Annotated in this window: 9 protein-coding genes; 3 read left to right on the forward strand and 6 right to left on the reverse strand. The window is 67.4% G+C overall.

Translation table 11 applies throughout. The features are described from left to right. Positions 1-56: 56 nt before the first annotated feature. From ilvA to AC5Y4D_RS06905, 6 genes are all read right to left on the reverse strand, one after another. The gene (ilvA, locus tag AC5Y4D_RS06880; protein WP_499944152.1) at positions 57-1,340 is read right to left on the reverse strand and encodes a threonine ammonia-lyase; all 1,284 of its coding nucleotides are present in this window, start codon (positions 1,338-1,340) and stop codon (positions 57-59) included. Positions 1,341-1,373: 33 nt separating this feature from the next. Continuing rightward, positions 1,374-1,811, reverse strand: coding sequence for a nitroreductase family deazaflavin-dependent oxidoreductase (locus AC5Y4D_RS06885; RefSeq protein ID WP_499944151.1), 438 nt, complete (start codon positions 1,809-1,811; stop codon positions 1,374-1,376). 10 nt (positions 1,812-1,821) lie between these two features. Then, a complete protein-coding gene (locus AC5Y4D_RS06890; protein ID WP_500036813.1) occupies positions 1,822-3,744 on the reverse strand; it encodes a lysophospholipid acyltransferase in 1,923 nt (640 codons plus the stop codon). Positions 3,745-3,761: 17 nt separating this feature from the next. Beyond that, positions 3,762-5,585 carry a fatty acid--CoA ligase FadD11 gene (fadD11, locus tag AC5Y4D_RS06895; RefSeq protein ID WP_500036814.1) on the reverse strand — a complete coding sequence of 608 codons (1,824 nt, stop codon included), beginning with the start codon at positions 5,583-5,585 and terminating at the stop codon, positions 3,762-3,764. Between the two features lie 451 nt (positions 5,586-6,036). Next, the gene (gene dnaE / locus AC5Y4D_RS06900) at positions 6,037-9,570 is read right to left on the reverse strand and encodes a DNA polymerase III subunit alpha (protein ID WP_499989881.1); all 3,534 of its coding nucleotides are present in this window, start codon (positions 9,568-9,570) and stop codon (positions 6,037-6,039) included. A gap of 69 nt (positions 9,571-9,639) precedes the next feature. Further along, positions 9,640-10,077: a type II toxin-antitoxin system Rv0910 family toxin gene (locus AC5Y4D_RS06905; protein WP_499944146.1), complete on the reverse strand. Its 438-nt coding sequence runs from the start codon at positions 10,075-10,077 to the stop codon at positions 9,640-9,642. A gap of 65 nt (positions 10,078-10,142) precedes the next feature. Between AC5Y4D_RS06905 and AC5Y4D_RS06910 the strand changes: the two genes are divergently transcribed. The 3 genes from AC5Y4D_RS06910 to AC5Y4D_RS06920 are packed head-to-tail and all read left to right on the forward strand — an operon-like array spanning position 10,143 to position 15,444. Next, entirely contained in the window at positions 10,143-11,996 is a 1,854-nt protein-coding gene (locus tag AC5Y4D_RS06910) for a serine/threonine-protein kinase PknD (protein WP_500036815.1), read from the forward strand. After that, complete coding sequence (locus tag AC5Y4D_RS06915) at positions 11,993-13,816, forward strand: serine/threonine-protein kinase (protein ID WP_500036816.1); 1,824 nt, start codon at positions 11,993-11,995, stop codon at positions 13,814-13,816. The genes AC5Y4D_RS06910 and AC5Y4D_RS06915 overlap by 4 nt, the downstream gene beginning before the upstream one ends. After that, the gene (locus AC5Y4D_RS06920; protein WP_500036817.1) at positions 13,816-15,444 is read left to right on the forward strand and encodes a hypothetical protein; all 1,629 of its coding nucleotides are present in this window, start codon (positions 13,816-13,818) and stop codon (positions 15,442-15,444) included. Before AC5Y4D_RS06915 ends, AC5Y4D_RS06920 begins: the two co-directional genes overlap by 1 nt. Positions 15,445-15,481 lie beyond the last annotated feature (37 nt).

Genomic DNA, 15,481 nt, shown 5'->3' on the forward strand with positions numbered 1-15,481 from the left:
AAAGCCCCCTATTTCGGCACGAAATGGGGGCTTTTGCGTCTGCTCGCCACACCCCACTAGAGCAGCAGGTAGCGGTAGGCCGGCGAACCCGGCTGCAGGGTTTCCACGTGCATGTCGGTGGCTCGCATCCGAGCCAGCAGACCGTCCAGGTCCGCCGCGGATCCCAGTTGGATCCCGACGAGCGCCTCCCCCGTCTCGCGGTTGTTGCGCTTGACGTATTCGAACAAGGTGATGTCGTCACCGGCGCCCAGCACCTCGTCGAGGAACCGCCGCAGCGCACCCGGCTCCTGCGGGAAGTCGACCAGGAAATAGTGCTTGAGACCCAGGTGGACCAGCGACCGCTCCAGCACCTCGCCGTACCGGGAGACGTCATTGTTGCCGCCGGAGATCAGACACACCACGGTGGAGCCGGGTTCGACGTCGGCTTCCAGCAGGCCGGCCACCGACAGCGCCCCGGCGGGTTCGGCGATGATGCCCTCGTTCTGGTACAGGTCGAGCATCGCGGTGCACACCGCGCCCTCGTCGACGGTCGTGATCGACACCATGTCCCCCGCTGCCGACAGGGCCGCATACGGCAACGCGCCCGCCCGGGCCACCGCCGCGCCGTCCACGAACTGGTCGACGTGATCCAGGGTGACCGGCTCGCCGGCGGCCAGCGCAGCCATCATCGCGGCCGCGCCCGCGGGCTCGATCCCCAGCACCGCGGTGTTGGTGGTCCGTTCGGCCAGGTAGGTGGTGATACCGGCGATGCATCCGCCCCCGCCCACGGGCACCACCACCAGGTCGGGCTCGACGTCGAGCGCGTCCAGGATCTCGACGGCGATGGTGCCCTGACCGGCCATGGTGCGCAGGTCGTCGTACGGCGGCACCAGTGTGGCTCCGGTGCGGGCGACGTCGTCGCGGGCGGCTTCGGCGGCCCGATCGTAGGTGGATCCACCGACGATCAAGTCGATGAAACCGCCGCCGTGGTAGACGATCCGGTCGCGCTTCTGCCTGGGGGTCTTGGCCGGCACGTAGACGCGGCCGTGCACCCCCAAGGCACGGCACGCGAACGCGAAGCCCTGCGCGTGATTACCGGCCGACGAGCACACCACCCCGGCCGCCAGCTCCTCGTCGGAGAGCTGCACCAGCAGGTTGTAGGCACCCCGCAGCTTGTAGGAGCGCACGACCTGCAGATCTTCGCGCTTGAGGTAGACCGCCGCGCCGGTAATGTCCGACAACCGGTCGCTGTACTGCAGCGGCGTAGGCGTGACCACCGCAGCAATCCGCTTGGCCGCCCCGTCGATGTCAGCCGCGCACAGCGGCAGATCGCGCGGGTTCTGGCTCAGTTCGGCGGACACCGGTCAATGGTGCCATGCCGCGGCAACGCCAGCTCAGCTCACCGGGGTCAGGACGAACACCGGGATTTGCCGGTCGGTCTTGGTCTGATACTCGGCGTAATCCGGCCAGGCCTCGACGGCCCGCTCCCACCAAGTGGCCTTCTCGTCGCCGAACACCTCGCGCGCGTCGTAGTCGCGGGTGACCGCGCCGTCTTGCAGTTCGACCCGGGGGTTCTTGGCGATGTTGTAGTACCAGACCGGGTTCTTCGGAGCGCCGCCGAGCGAGGCGACGACGGCGTATTCGCCGTCGTGCTCGACGCGCATCAACGGCGTCTTGCGAAGTTTGCCGGTCTTGGCGCCTACGGTGGTCAGGACGATGATGGGCTTGCCCTTCATGTCCGCGGCATCGGCCCCGCCGGATTCCACGTACTTGTCGGCTTGTTCGCGGGACCAATCCCACGGGCTGGGTGCGTATTCACCGGAAAGTGGCATGGCACCAACTCTAGGCCCGCTGGGTACCTGCGTGGCCGACCACGGTCCGGGCCAGTTCCGCGATGCAATTGACCCGCCGGGTCGCGGTGGCGATCTCGTCGGCGAACTCCTGGCGCCGTTTGGCGAGATCGGCCTGGTCAGCGCCCTCGACCAGCTCGCGGTGCCGAGCCAGTCGCAGCGCGGTCTTGAACAGTTCCATCGATCGTGACTCGGCGTTGGCGATCCGGCGTTGCAGCTCCCACTGCTTGCCCACCTCGAGGCATTCGGTCAGGAACGCCTCCTCGTCCAGCGCCTCGTCTTCCAGGGCAGCCAGCCGGTTGGCGACAATGTGGTAGGCGTCCAGGAACGGCCGCAGCACCAAATGCGCGAGCAACAGATCAGCGGACTCCAACAACCCGCGCACCTCGGCCGCGCTGACGCTCTTGGTGGTGTCCTCGACCGGACCGATCAACCGAACTTCGTCGGCCAGTTCCTTCTCGAACTGCGCCCGCGCCGAGAATAGGAACTCGAACTTCAGCAACTCGCGCAGTTGCAGTGCCTCGTCGCGCACCGCGGCGGGTGACACGTCGGCTCCGCCTTCGGAGGCCGCCAGCAACGCCAGCTCGGCGATGGCGCGGTCGACCAGGATGTGGATCGCGGTGTTGCGGTAGAACGCCGCGACCAGGTGCTGGTCGGCGCCGATCCCCCACACCGCCTCGGTGCCTGCGTCGTACACGCTGACCACCCCGGAGGCCACCATCTGATGAAGGGTCCACCGGATCGTCGACTTGTTCGTCAGGTCGGCGGCCCCGGCCACCGCCCAGTCGCGGGCGGCGATGTAGCTGGCCAACGGTCGCACCGTGGCCAGCACCTCGCTGATGGACAGCGAACGGTCGGCGCCCAGCAGCGCCAGGCTCACCACCGCGGTCGGCGTGACGGGGGTGGCGCGGTTGATCCGGTGCTCGACGTCCAGCGCGATGCGTTCGACGACGGTGCCGGTTCCCGACGGGTCCGCCCGCAGTTCCTCGAGACGCTTGCGCAACGGCAGCGGCTCACCGAAGTCGAGATAGGCGCGGCCCAACCGTTCGCCCTGCTGTCGGGACAGCCGGACCAGGAACCGGAAGTCCTCCGGTCGTTTGGTGGCGCCGTAAGCTTCGGTGGTCATCGCCTCCACCTCGTGCAGCTGGTCGTACACGATCGAGGTCGGCACCAAATACACCTCGGAGTCGTGGACTCCGTCCACGCCGGCACCCCTTCCCGGACCGTCGATTTCATCGACGGCATCGGTCAGATAGCGCAGGATGCCGAACACCGGGGGGCGTAACTTGCCGGTCCGGGTGCGTCCGCCCTCGATCGACCAGGTGAGGTTGGTGTGGTTCTGCACCAGCTGCGCGGTGTAGGCGCGCAGCACGAACCGGTAGACCGGAATGTCTTTGGTCTGGCGGCGGATGAAGATCGTGCCGGTGCGCTTGGCGAAGCCACCCATCGGGAAGAAGTTCAGGTTGGCCCCGCCGAACGTGAACGCCGACGACAGCCGGTTGGCCGCGATCTCCTCGGGCAGCAACATTCCGTCCAGGTAGGACCGGTGGGAGAACGCGAACGCCAGCGTGGCCTTGCGGTCCAGCGCGCGCAGCTGCGCGATCTGGTCCTCGTCGACCAGCACGTCATAGGCCCGCATCAGCCATCTGCTGAACCCGCGCCACGCCTGCACCGCCCGCTCGTCCAGCGACGCCGCCACTTCCCGCAGATAGCCGGCGGCCTCCACCCGCACGCTCTCGGGATCCCGGCCGAGTTCGTCGGCCAGCGCGTCCAGGCGCTCACCGAACCACTGCGCGTCCAGCAACTGGGTGACCGCGTCCGGATCCGTCGCCAACGGGGTGGTGGATTCGTCGACGATTCCGGTGCGCTGCAACAGCTTTCGCACCCCGCTGCGACCGACCTCCCGTGCAGTCACCGCTACTCCCCCTCCGCTCAGGCCGGCTGCGCGGACGCAGCCGCGGGTTCGTGAACGTCAGATCCCGGCTCGCTGGCGTACAGCTCCTCGATCTCGGCACCGTACTTGGCGTGGATCGGCTTGCGCTTGAGCTTCATCGTCAGCGTGATCTCGTCACCGCCGGGTTCCCACAGGGTGGGCAGGATGCGGAATCGCTTGACCTGCTCCACCCGTGACAGTTTCTCGTTTCCCGCGGCGACACCCGCGGCGATCTGCGCGATCACCTCCGCGTCGGACGCGAGCGCCTCCGGTGACGGGTCGAGGCCGCGTTGGGCGGCATACGGACCCACCGAGTCGGCGTCGAACACCAGCAGCGCGGTGTTGTAGGGCCGGCCGTCACCGATCGCGATCATCACCCCCACCATCGGGCAGGCGGCCACGATGGTGTTCTCGATGTTGGCCGGCGACATATTCTTTCCGGCCGCGTTGATGATGAGTTCCTTCTTACGATCCACCACCCGCAGGTAGCCGTCGTCGTCGATTTCGAAGATGTCGCCGGTGTGCAGCCACCCGTCGGAGTCGATCGCTTCGGCGGTCTTGGCGGGTTCCTTGCGGTAGCCCTTCATCACCAGCGGCCCACGGACCAGGTACTCACCGTCGTCGGCGATCCTGCCTTCCAGGCCGGGAAACAGCTTGCCGACGGTGCCCAGGCGTGCGTCGCGCGGATGGCTTGCGGTGGCGGCGCAGCTGAGCTCGGACATCCCCCACAGCTCGGCGATCGGGATGCCGATGCCGGTGAAGAACGCCAGCGTCTCCTTCGGTATCGGAGCCGCCCCGGAGACCGCCCACCGCAGTTCGCCGAAACCGAGCTTCTCGCGGAGCTTCGACAGCACCAGTTCGTCGGCCTTGTCCCACTCGGCCGTCGCCTCCTCCGACATCGGCTCACCGGCCAGCAGCTTTTGCGCACGTTTGTCCGCCACCGACATGGCCCACTGCATCGCCGCCCGCTTCGTCTCGTCGGACTCGTTGGCGACGGTGAATTCGATTCCCGCCTTGAGCTTTTCCCACACCCGGGGCACCGCGCCCCAGACGGTTGGCCGTGCGTCGGGCAGTGCCCCGACGATTGCTCGCGGGTCGGAGACCGTCGTGATCTGCGTTCCGAAGATCTCCTGGGAGTACAGGCAGCACATCCGGTCGGCGATGTGCGCCGTAGGCAGGAACGACGTGCCCCGGTCTCCGAACTCGACGCCCAGCACGTCGTCCAGACCGTACCCCTCGAACAGCAGGTTCGAGTGTGTCATTTCCACACCCTTGGGGTTCCCGGTGGTGCCGGACGTGTAGATGAGGGTGACGATGTCGTCGGGTTGCACTGCACGCCAGGTCGATTCGAAGTCGAAGTCTTCGGCGGCGGCTTGGTACAGGTCGTCTATCGAGAGGGTGCCCTCGGGGTGGCCGTCGACGCAGATGATGTGCTCGATCGGGGCGCCGCTGGCGCGGATCCGGTCGACGTACTGCTCCTCGCAGATCACCACCTTGGTGCCGGCGTTGTCGAACACGTAGGTCAGCTGTTCGGCGGGCAGGGTGTTGTACACCGAAAACGACGTGGCGCCAACGTGTTGCGCGCCGACTTCGAGCGGATAGAACTCCACCCGGTTGGCCATCATCAGCGACACGGTGTCGCCGCGCTTGATGCCGAGACCGGTCAGGCCGGCCGCCACCTTGCGGACCTGGTCTGCGTACTCACGCCAGGTCATTGTCTGGGTGTTGCCCGGGGTGCGCAGGGCCACCGCGTCGGGATCGACCGCGGCGGTGCGCTGAAACGCCTCACACAGGGTGGCCGGTCGCTCGGATGGGGTCGTCACACGGGTAACCCTACGTCCTTCGTCCGTGCGCGCCGAGAGTGAATATCACGACGCAACACGCCGATTGATCGTCGTTGAGTTCACTTTCGGCAGGCAGGCGCGTAGTAGGTGCACGACGACGAGCAAGACCGCACATGTGCCGAGGGTCGTACCCCTGACAGCGGACGACCCCCTCGTCGGGTTCGTCCTGGTCGACGACATTGTGCAGCTCTACCACGATGAACTCACTGAATTGCTCGGCACACTATCTCCGCCGACAATGCAGGAAATCAGCAAAGCGCTTCGCATCGCACTGCCTTGAGCGCATCCATGGAATCTCGCCACTCGTTTCTGAGCGAAAGCGCTGAGCGTACGTCAGCCGCGTCGCGACCGTCACGCTGGCGTTGCGTTCGAACGCGAGCGCGGCACTGGCGTGACGTTCGGCGCAGCTCGGAATGGATGCGCCGCCGGCCTAACTCCCCAAACACCCCGGGCCGAGCAGTTCCTTGAGATCCCCCATCAGCGCCGGCGACGGCGTCACCCGCAGCGCCTGATCGAGCTCGAGCGTGGTGATCCGGTCACCGCTGATCAGCCGCAGATGAACCTGCGCGGTACCAGGGTGCCGGGCCAGCACCTGCTTGAGAGCGGTGACCTTGTCGATGGTGCACTGCCGGGTCGGCAGGCTGACCGCCAGCGGCCGGTTGGGCTGAGCGTTGGTGAAGTCGGGCACCACCAGTTCGTTGGCGATCAAGCTGATGCGGTCGTCGCGAATAGCCACTTTGCCGCTGACCAGCACCACCGCGTCGTCGGCGATGTCGGCGCCGAAGGTGGAGTAGGTGTGCGGGAAGAACATCACCTCGATACCGCCGGTGAGGTCCTCCAATTGCGCTGACGCCCAAGGCATCCCGTTCTTGTTGACGCGACGGTTCACCGAGGCCAGGATGCCGCCGACGCGCACTTGCGCATCGTTGGGCACATCGCCGTCGAGGATCGCCGGGATCTGCGTATCGACCTGCCCCGCCAACAGGTGCGCCACTCCGTTGAGCGGATGACCGGACACATACAGGCCCAGCATCTCCCGTTCCAACGCGAGCTTGTGCTTGTCTTCCCACTCGTCCTCGGGCACCCGGATGGTGAACACCGATTCGACCCCGGAGTCGCTGCCGCCGAACAGGTCGAACTGCCCCATCGCCTCGGCCTTCTTGGTGCCCAGCACGCTGTCGACGGCATCGGTGTGCACCAGGAACAGACCCTTGCGAGCGTGCCCCAGGGAGTCGAACGCCCCGGCCTTGACCAACGACTCGGTGACTTTCTTGTTGCACGCCGAGATGTCGATCTTGTTCAGGTAATCCGAGAAGTCGGTGAATTTGCCTTTCTCATTGCGGGTGCCGATCAGCGAGGCCACCACATTGGCCCCGACATTGCGCACCGCACCGAGACCGAAGCGGATGTCGTTGCCCACCGACGCGAAGTTCTGCACTGACTCGTTGACGTCGGGCGGCAGCACGGTGATGCCCAGCCGGCGGCAGTCCGCGAGATAGACGGCGGCTTTGTCCTTGTCGTCGCCGACCGAGGTGAGTAGGCCGGCCATGTACTCGCCCGGATAGTTGGCCTTCAGGTAGGCCGTCCAGTAGGAGACCAGTCCGTAGCCGGCGGCGTGCGACTTGTTGAACGCATACCCGGCGAACGGAAGGATGGTGTCCCACAAGGCTTTCACCGCTTTTTCGGAGAAGCCGTTGGCGTTCATGCCCTCGTAGAAGCCCTTGTACTCGGCCTCGAGCACCTCGAGCTTCTTCTTGCCCATCGCTTTGCGCAGCACGTCGGCCTTGCCCATGCTGTAGGAGGCGACCTTCTGGGCAATGAACATGATCTGTTCCTGGTAGACGATCAGACCGTAAGTCTCGGAGAGGATTTCGCGCAGCGGCTCTTCGAGTTCGGGATGGATCGGCTTGATCGGCTGCCGCTTGTTCTTGCGGTCGGCGTAGTCGTTGTGGGCGTTCATGCCCATCGGTCCGGGGCGGTACAGCGCCAATACGGCGACGATGTCGTTGAATTCGGTGGGCTGCATGCGGCGCAGCAGATCGCGCATCGGTCCGCCGTCGAGCTGGAACACACCCAGCGTGTCGCCGCGACCCAGCAGTTCGTAGGTGGCCTGGTCGTCCAACGGCAGCGACTCCAGGTCAAGATCGATGCCCCGGTTGGCTTTGATGTTCTCCAGCGCGTCGCCGATGATCGTCAGGTTCCGCAGGCCCAGGAAGTCCATCTTCAATAGGCCGATGGCCTCGCACGACGGGTAGTCCCAGCCGGTGATGATGGCGCCGTCCTGCGGACGCTTCCACAACGGAATCGCCTCGGTCAGCGGCTCGCTGCTCATGATCACCGCGCAGGCGTGCACACCCGCGTTGCGGATCAGGCCTTCCAGGCCGCGCGCGGTCTGGTAGATGGTCCGTACGTCCGGATCGGACTCGATCAGACCGCGGACCTCGGCGGCTTCCTTGAACCGCTCGTGGGCCGGGTCGGTGATCCCCGACAGCGGAATGTCCTTGGCCATGATGGGCGGCGGCAGCGCTTTGGTGATTCGGTCGGCGATCGCGAACCCGGGCTGGCCGTAGTGAATGCGCGCCGAGTCCTTCAGCGCGGCTTTGGTTTTGATGGTGCCGAAGGTGATGACCTGGGCGACGCGGTCGTGGCCCCACTTCTCGGCGGCGTAGCGCACCATCTCGCCGCGACGACGGTCGTCGAAGTCGATGTCGATGTCGGGTGCCGACGGGCGCTCCGGATTCAGGAAGCGCTCGAACAGCAGACCGTGCGGGATGGGGTCGATGTTGGTGATGCCCATCGCGTAGGCGACCAGCGACCCCGCCGCCGATCCGCGTCCCGGCCCGACCCGGATGTCGACCGATTTCGCGTAGTTGATCAGGTCGGCCACGATCAGGAAGTAAGCCGGGAAGCCTTTGTCGCAGATGACCTTGATCTCGTATTCGGCGCGGTCGAGGTACTCCTGGCCGACGCCGGCGGGGAAACGCCTGTCCAGCCCGGCCATCACCTCGTGACGCAGCCACGAAGCCTGGTCGTACCCGTCGGGCACCGGGAAGATCGGCATCCGGTCGCGCGGTGTCCACACGTCGGCGTAGGACTGGACCCGTTCGGCGATCAGCAGGGTGGAGTCGCAGGCTCCGGGGACCTCGTCGTCCCAGAGCCGGCGCATCTCGGCGGCGGACTTGAGGTAGTAGCCGTCGCCGTCGAACTTGAACCGGTTCGGGTCCGACAGCGTCTTGCCGGTCTGCACGCACAGCAGCGCCTCGTGGTTGTGGGCGGCTTCGCGGGTGACGTAGTGACAGTCGTTGGTGGCCAGCGGCCGGATGTTGAGTTTGCGGCCGATCTCGAGCAGTCCCTGCCGGACGCGTTGTTCGATCGAGATGCCGTGGTCCATCAACTCCAGGAAGAAGTTGTCGGCACCGAAGATCTCCTGCCACTTGGCGGCGGATTCCAGGGCTTCGCGCTCATGGCCGAGCCGCAGCCGGGTCTGCACTTCACCGGACGGGCAGCCGGTGGTGGCGATGATGCCTTCGGCGTGCTCGGCGATGAGCTCGGCGTCCATCCGCGACCACTTGCCGAGTTGGCCCTCGAACGAGGCCAGCGACGACAGCCGGAACAGGTTGCGCAGGCCGGTCGCGTTCTCGGCCATCAACGTCATGTGCGTGTAGGAGCCGCTGCCCGAGACGTCGTCGCCCTTCTGGCTGGGATCGCCCCAGGTGATGCGTCGGGTGTCGAAGCGGGAAGCGGGAGCGATATAAGCCTCGACCCCGATAATCGGCTTGACGCCGGCCTTGGTCGCCGAGTTGTAGAACTCGCTGGCGCCGAACATGTTTCCGTGGTCGGTCATCCCGACCGCGGGCATCCCCAGCCGCGTCACCTCGTCCAGCATCGGCGTGATCTTCGCGGCACCGTCGAGCATCGAATACTCGGTGTGGTTGTGCAGGTGCACGAAGGAGGACTCATTCATAGGGACGCCAGTCTATGACCGCCCACCGACACGTTCTCGGCGTGTCGCAGAACGTGTCTTGAGCGATTTTCAGCCGTAGAGCTCGAGGAAATTATCCAGCGACTTTTTCACGTCACCTTTGGCCGCGCGGGCCGCGACGGACCCGATCGGACCGAACAGGGCGGGCCCGCCCAGGTCGACGGACAATCCGAGGGTGGAGGCATCCCCATGTGCCTTGACGGTCAGGGTCACCTTGTACTTTGCCCCGCCTTTGCCCTCCCCCGACATCGCGACCGAGTGTGGCGGGTCCCACTTGGTGATCGTCCAGGTCACCCGGTTGCGCAACTTCTTGGAGCGCGCGACACCCACGATCTGGGTGCCCTCGGTGATCTCGCTGACGTCGGGCACGTCGCTGCGCCAGCCTTCGTGCAGCACCAGCCAGTCGCCCAGCGTCGAAAGGTCCGAGACGTGGTCCCACATCTCCTGCGGGGTCATCGGCGCGTCCAGGGTCAGGTCAACAGAAGCCATGGCGGTGAGCGTAACGCCGGTGGTGCGCGCCGGATACGCTCGGCGACGAAGCGGAGGGTCGGGTAGTGGTCGAGAATCGGGCGGGTTCGCAGTTCGGACCGTATCGGTTGGTCCGGCTGCTGGGCGCCGGCGGCTTCGGCGAGGTCTACGAAGCCGAAGACACCGCCATGCACCGGGTGGTGGCGCTCAAACTGCTGAGCAGCACGTTTTCGCTGAACCCGGTGTTTCGTGAGCGACTGTTCCGGGAGGCGCGGACCGCTGGGCGGCTGCGTGAACCCCATGTGCTGCCGATCCACGGCTGCGGTGAGATCGACGGACAGGTCTACATCGACATGCGGTTGGTGCGCGGGGTGGACCTGGAGACGGTGCTGCGCCGGGACGGCCCGCTGGTGCCGGCGCGCGCAGTGAACCTGGTGAGCCAGATCGCCGGCGCTCTGGACGCCGCGCACGCCGAGACGGTGCTGCACCGCGACGTCAAACCCGCCAACATCCTGTTGTCCGGGGACGACTTCGCGAGCCTGGTCGACTTCGGTCTGGCCAGCGCCGCCGGCGAAGCCCGGCTCACCCGGACCGGCAAGGCCGTCGGCACCTTTGATTACGTTGCCCCGGAACGCCTTTCGCAGCACCCGGTGATCGACCACCGCAGCGACGTGTACTCGCTGGCCTGCGTGCTCTACGAACTGCTGACCGGTGAGACGCCTTATGCGCAAAACCAGGACCTCAGCGCGCTGATCAACGCTCACCTGACCGCGCCGATTCCGCGGCCCAGCCAAGCCCGGGCCGGCATCCCCGCCGCGCTGGACGAGGTCGTCGCGAAGGGCATGGCCAAAAACCCCGACGATCGGTATCCCAGCGCGGGCGAACTCGCCGCGGCCGCCCAGCGCGCCCTCGGCCCCGCCGCCACCACCCGTGAGTGGGCGATCACGCCGCCGCCCCCACCACCGGCGCCCCGACCCCTCCCGCCGCCGGCCTGGGCCCACCCCCCGGGCCGAAAACCCATCCGCCGCAAGGTGATTGCCGTCACCGCGGCAACTGTGGTGGCCGCGGTGGCAGTGGCCGCGATGGTGGCAATCGCGCGCCGGCCCGCGCCGTCACAGTCCACGAGCACCAGCACGTCGCGTCCCTCGCCGAGCGTCCCGACCGTGTTGAAATATCCCGACCTGGTCAAGGCGCGTGGCGTGGCCGTCGACGGTGCCGGCAACGTCTACGCCACCGAGCTGACCAACCGCTCCCCCAACGGCCGGGTGCTGAAGCTGGCGGCCGGCCAAAGCTCCCCCACCGAATTGCCGTTCGGGGAGCTCTTCGCCGAGGGCGTGGCGGTGGATTCGGCGGGCAACGTCTACGTCGCCGACTCCCACGCGCCGGGAGTGTGGAAATTGGCGCCGGGCGCGCGCGGGCCCACTCCGATGCCGTTCGGGCACCTCGGACGGCCACTGGGTGTGACGGCGGGCAGGGACGGCAGTCTCTACGTCACCGACGGGGCGCTGCGGCAGGTGCTCAAGCTGGCGCCCGGCGCCTCGAGCCCGACCGTGCTGATGCCCACCACCCCGTTGAACACACCGGTCGGGATCGCGGTGGACGACGACGGCAACCTCTACATCGCCGACAGCGACGACCGGCATGTGTTGAAGCTGCCCGCCGGTGCCGACACCCCCACCGAACTACCGTTCGCCGGACTGCAGCAGCCCTACGGTGTGGCGGTGGACAAGAAGGGCAACGTCTATGTCTCCGACATCGAAGGTCGCGGCATCTTCAAGCTGGCCGCCGGCGCGACCAGCGCCAACCAGGTGACCTTCCCCGGCTTGAACTACCCGTTCGGGGTGGCAACCGACAAGGACGGCGACCTGTTCGTCGTCGACTGTCACCGGGGCGACGACTGTGCCACCGGCAAAGTCCTGGAACTGGGTGCCGCGCAATGACTTCTGCCCCGCGAGTGGGTTCCCGGTTCGGGCCGTACGTACTGCGCCGGCTGCTGGGCAGCGGCGGGTTCGGGGAGGTCTACGAAGCCGAAGACACCGTCATGCACCGGGTGGTCGCACTGAAACTGTTGTCCAGCAGCTACTCTCACAATCCAGCGTTCCGGGAACGGCTCTTCCGCGAGGCCCGCACCGCCGGGCGGCTGCACGACCCGCACGTGGTGCCGATCCACGGCTGCGGTGAGATCGACGGGCAGCTCTACATCGACATGCGGCTCATCGAGGGCACCGACTTGCAGAGCACGCTGGAACGCGGCGGGGCGCTGGGCGCGGCGCGCGCGGTGCATGTGGTGCGGCAGATCGCTGCCGCGCTGGACGCCGCGCACGCCGAAACGGTGATCCACCGCGACGTCAAACCCGCCAACATCCTGCTCGGCCGTGACGACTTCGCCTGTCTGGTCGACTTCGGGCTGGCGAACGCCGCCACCGACACCAAGCTCACCAGCGAGGGCACCACGGTCGGCTCGTTCGCCTACCTGGCCCCGGAACGTCTCGCCTCCGGGCAGGTCACCGCGGGCGCCGACATCTACGCGCTGGCATGCGTGCTGTACGAATGCCTGACCGGGGTGACACCGTATGAGAATCGAACGGAGATACCGGCTTTGGTGGCGGCGCACCTGGCGTCGCCACCGCCGCAGCCCAGTCGGGAACATCCCGGCATACCGGTCGGTTTCGACGAGGTCATCGCCCGCGGCATGGCCAAGGACCCCGCGGCCCGCTACCGCAGCGCCGGCGAATTGGCAGCGGCGGCACAGCGCGCGTTGAGCACCCCGGTGAATCAGTGGACGCCGCAACAGGTTACGACCACCCAGCCCTGGACGCATCCGAAACCGTTGCGGCGCAAGTCTGGTCGACGCGCGCTGTGGACAGCCGCCGCCGTCGGGGTGGTCGCCGTCGTCGTCGCGACCGTCGCGGTGCTGGCTTGGCCCGCCCCGAACCGGCACGCCGATCCCAGCGGCAGCGCCGCGCCGCAGACTGCCAGCACCGCCCCGGCGTCCACCAGCACGGCGCCGACGCTGAACGCCACCCGGTTGCCGGTCCTCGGAAACGGCCAGCTGAGCGGCGTGACGGTCGGGCCCGGCGGTGACGTCTACGTCGTCGACACCAGCAGCACCCGGATCTACAAACTGGTCCCCAACTCCCCGGCGCCCGTCGAGCTGCCCTTCCGCGGACTCAGCCGGCCCAAGCGCGTGAGCGTGGACACGGCCGGCGGCGTCTACGTCACCGACCTGCCCCGCGAAGGAGGCGGCAGAGTCTACAAATTGGCTCCCGGTTCCACCGACCAGGTCGAGTTGCCGTTCGGCCGACTCGTTCCCAACGGCATCGCGGTAGACCCTGCCGGCACGGTCTACGTCGCCGCCAACGACCGGGTGCTCCAGCTCGCACCCGGTGCGGCCGCTCCGACCGTATTGCCGTTCGGCAGTCGGTTTTTCGAGGACGTGGCGGTGGACGGCGCCGGCAACGTCTACGCACTGCAGGCGGGTCGGGTGCTCAAGTTGGCCCGCGGGGACACCGACCCGGCCCAGGTTCCGTTCGGACAGCTCGGCAGGGCGCAGGGTGTGGTGGTCGACGGTCAGGGCAACATCTACGTCGTCGACAACGCAGACAACATGGGGCGCTTGGTCAAACTCGCGGTGGGCGCGGCGACCCCGACCCTGTTGTTCGCACCGGAGAACCAGCCGTTCGGCGGTATAGCCGTCGACGCGGCCGGCGGCATCTACCTGACCGAGAACAACCGACTGCTCAAGGTCGGGGCGGGCTGATGGGCGATACCCCGAGCGGCGACCTGAAAACCGTACTGGCGCAACATGGTCCGCTGGATCCGGCGCGTGCGGTCGACGTGGTGCGCCGGGTCGCGGCCGCGATCGACGCCGCCCACGCCAACCGGACCGGCCACCGCAACGTCACGACGACTGCCATTCTGCTGGCCGGTGACGGGTCGGTGTACCTGAGCGACACCAGCGGGGCCACGCCGTCAGCCGACCGGACCCGAGTGCTGGTCACCGACAGCGGGGCGGCCTATCGTGCCGACATCCACGCGCTGGCACAGGTGCTCTACGAATGCCTGACCGGGCACCCGCCGGATCCCGCCGGGCTGGTCCCTCCCCCCAGCCTTCAGCATCCCGGCGTCCCCGCCGGCCTCGACGCCGTCATCGCCCGCGGCCTGGCCGCCAATCCCGACGACCGGTACCGCAGCGCCGCCGAGCTGGTGGCCGCGGCACAGGGCGCACTGGCCGACAAGCCCGCGCGACCTTCCCAGGCAGCCACCCGCTCGTTCGAACTGCCGCAGCCGGTCGTGCCCAGTCCGCAACCGCCGCAATGGGATCCGATCCACGGACGTTCGCCGACGGTGTCCTACCCGCACTCGCGTCCCGTCCAGCTGGCGCCGCCGCGGCGACGACGGCGCATCGGGCCTCTGGTTGCCGCCGTCGTCATCGTCGCCGCCGTCGTGGCCGGCGCCATTGCAATCCCGCGGTTGGCCCACCGCGGCGATCGGGCCGCTCCCACCACGAGCACCGCCCCGCCGCGACGCACCTATACCGCGCAACCCACCGTGTTGCCGTTTCCAGGCCTCTATCCCACCAAGAGCGTCGCGGTGGACGGTGCCGGCAATGTCTATGTGCTGGCCTCCGTCGTCCCGGCCGCCGACGCCGGGCCATTCGAGTCAGCGCCGGCGAAGCTGTGGAAGCTGGCGTCGGGCGCCGGCGCCGCGACCTCCCTGGACGTCACCGGCGCCAACTTCCGTTCGGCGACAGACCTGGCGGTCGACACGGCCGGCAACATCTACTACAGCGACGACGCCCAGGTCTATCTGCTCGAGTCGGGCAAGACCAGCCCAATTCGGTTGCCGTTCCGGGGATTTTCCTCGATAAAGGCCATCGCGGTCGACCAGGCCGGCAACACCTATGCGGCCGGGGCCCTGATGAGTGACGGCACAGATCTGAAGTACGGGGCGAAGAAGCTGGCTCCGGGCGAGAACCGGCCGACCGACCTGTCCTTCCAGAACCTGTTTCTGCCGCGCGGGATGGCCGTCGACAAGGACGGCAACGTCTATGTGTCCTCCGCCATCAAGGGCGCCGGCCGCGGTCAGGTCCTCAAACTTGCCGTCGGAGCAACCAGCCCCGTCGCGTTGACCATCCCCGGACTCATCGAGCCGAATCACATCGCGATCGGCAGCGCGGGAGACGTCTTCGTCGGCGACGGATTCGGCAAGGGCTTCTTCCAATTGCCCCCGGCGGGCAGAGCTGTCGAGGTGCCGCTGGGCGGCCACACCAGCGGCGTCGCGGTGGATTCCGAGGGCACCGTCTACGTCCTCACCTCGGCGCGGTCAGATCGATCCGACAAGATCGTCAAACCAGGCCAAGTGCTCAAGATCGCGCCCGACCGTTAGCAACTCGGTACGCCAGGTTCGCGCGGTTTTTCAGGGG

It is taken from the genome of Mycobacterium sp. NGS67, from assembly GCF_059812185.1.

Coding starts and splice junctions, on each gene's coding strand:
- dnaE (WP_499989881.1), bottom strand. CDS start 9,570: ATGAATGAGTCCTCCTTCGTGCACCTGCACAACCACACCGAGTATTCG.
- AC5Y4D_RS06905 (WP_499944146.1), bottom strand. CDS start 10,077: ATGGCTTCTGTTGACCTGACCCTGGACGCGCCGATGACCCCGCAGGAG.
- AC5Y4D_RS06885 (WP_499944151.1), bottom strand. CDS start 1,811: ATGCCACTTTCCGGTGAATACGCACCCAGCCCGTGGGATTGGTCCCGC.
- AC5Y4D_RS06915 (WP_500036816.1), top strand. CDS start 11,993: ATGACTTCTGCCCCGCGAGTGGGTTCCCGGTTCGGGCCGTACGTACTG.
- AC5Y4D_RS06920 (WP_500036817.1), top strand. CDS start 13,816: ATGGGCGATACCCCGAGCGGCGACCTGAAAACCGTACTGGCGCAACAT.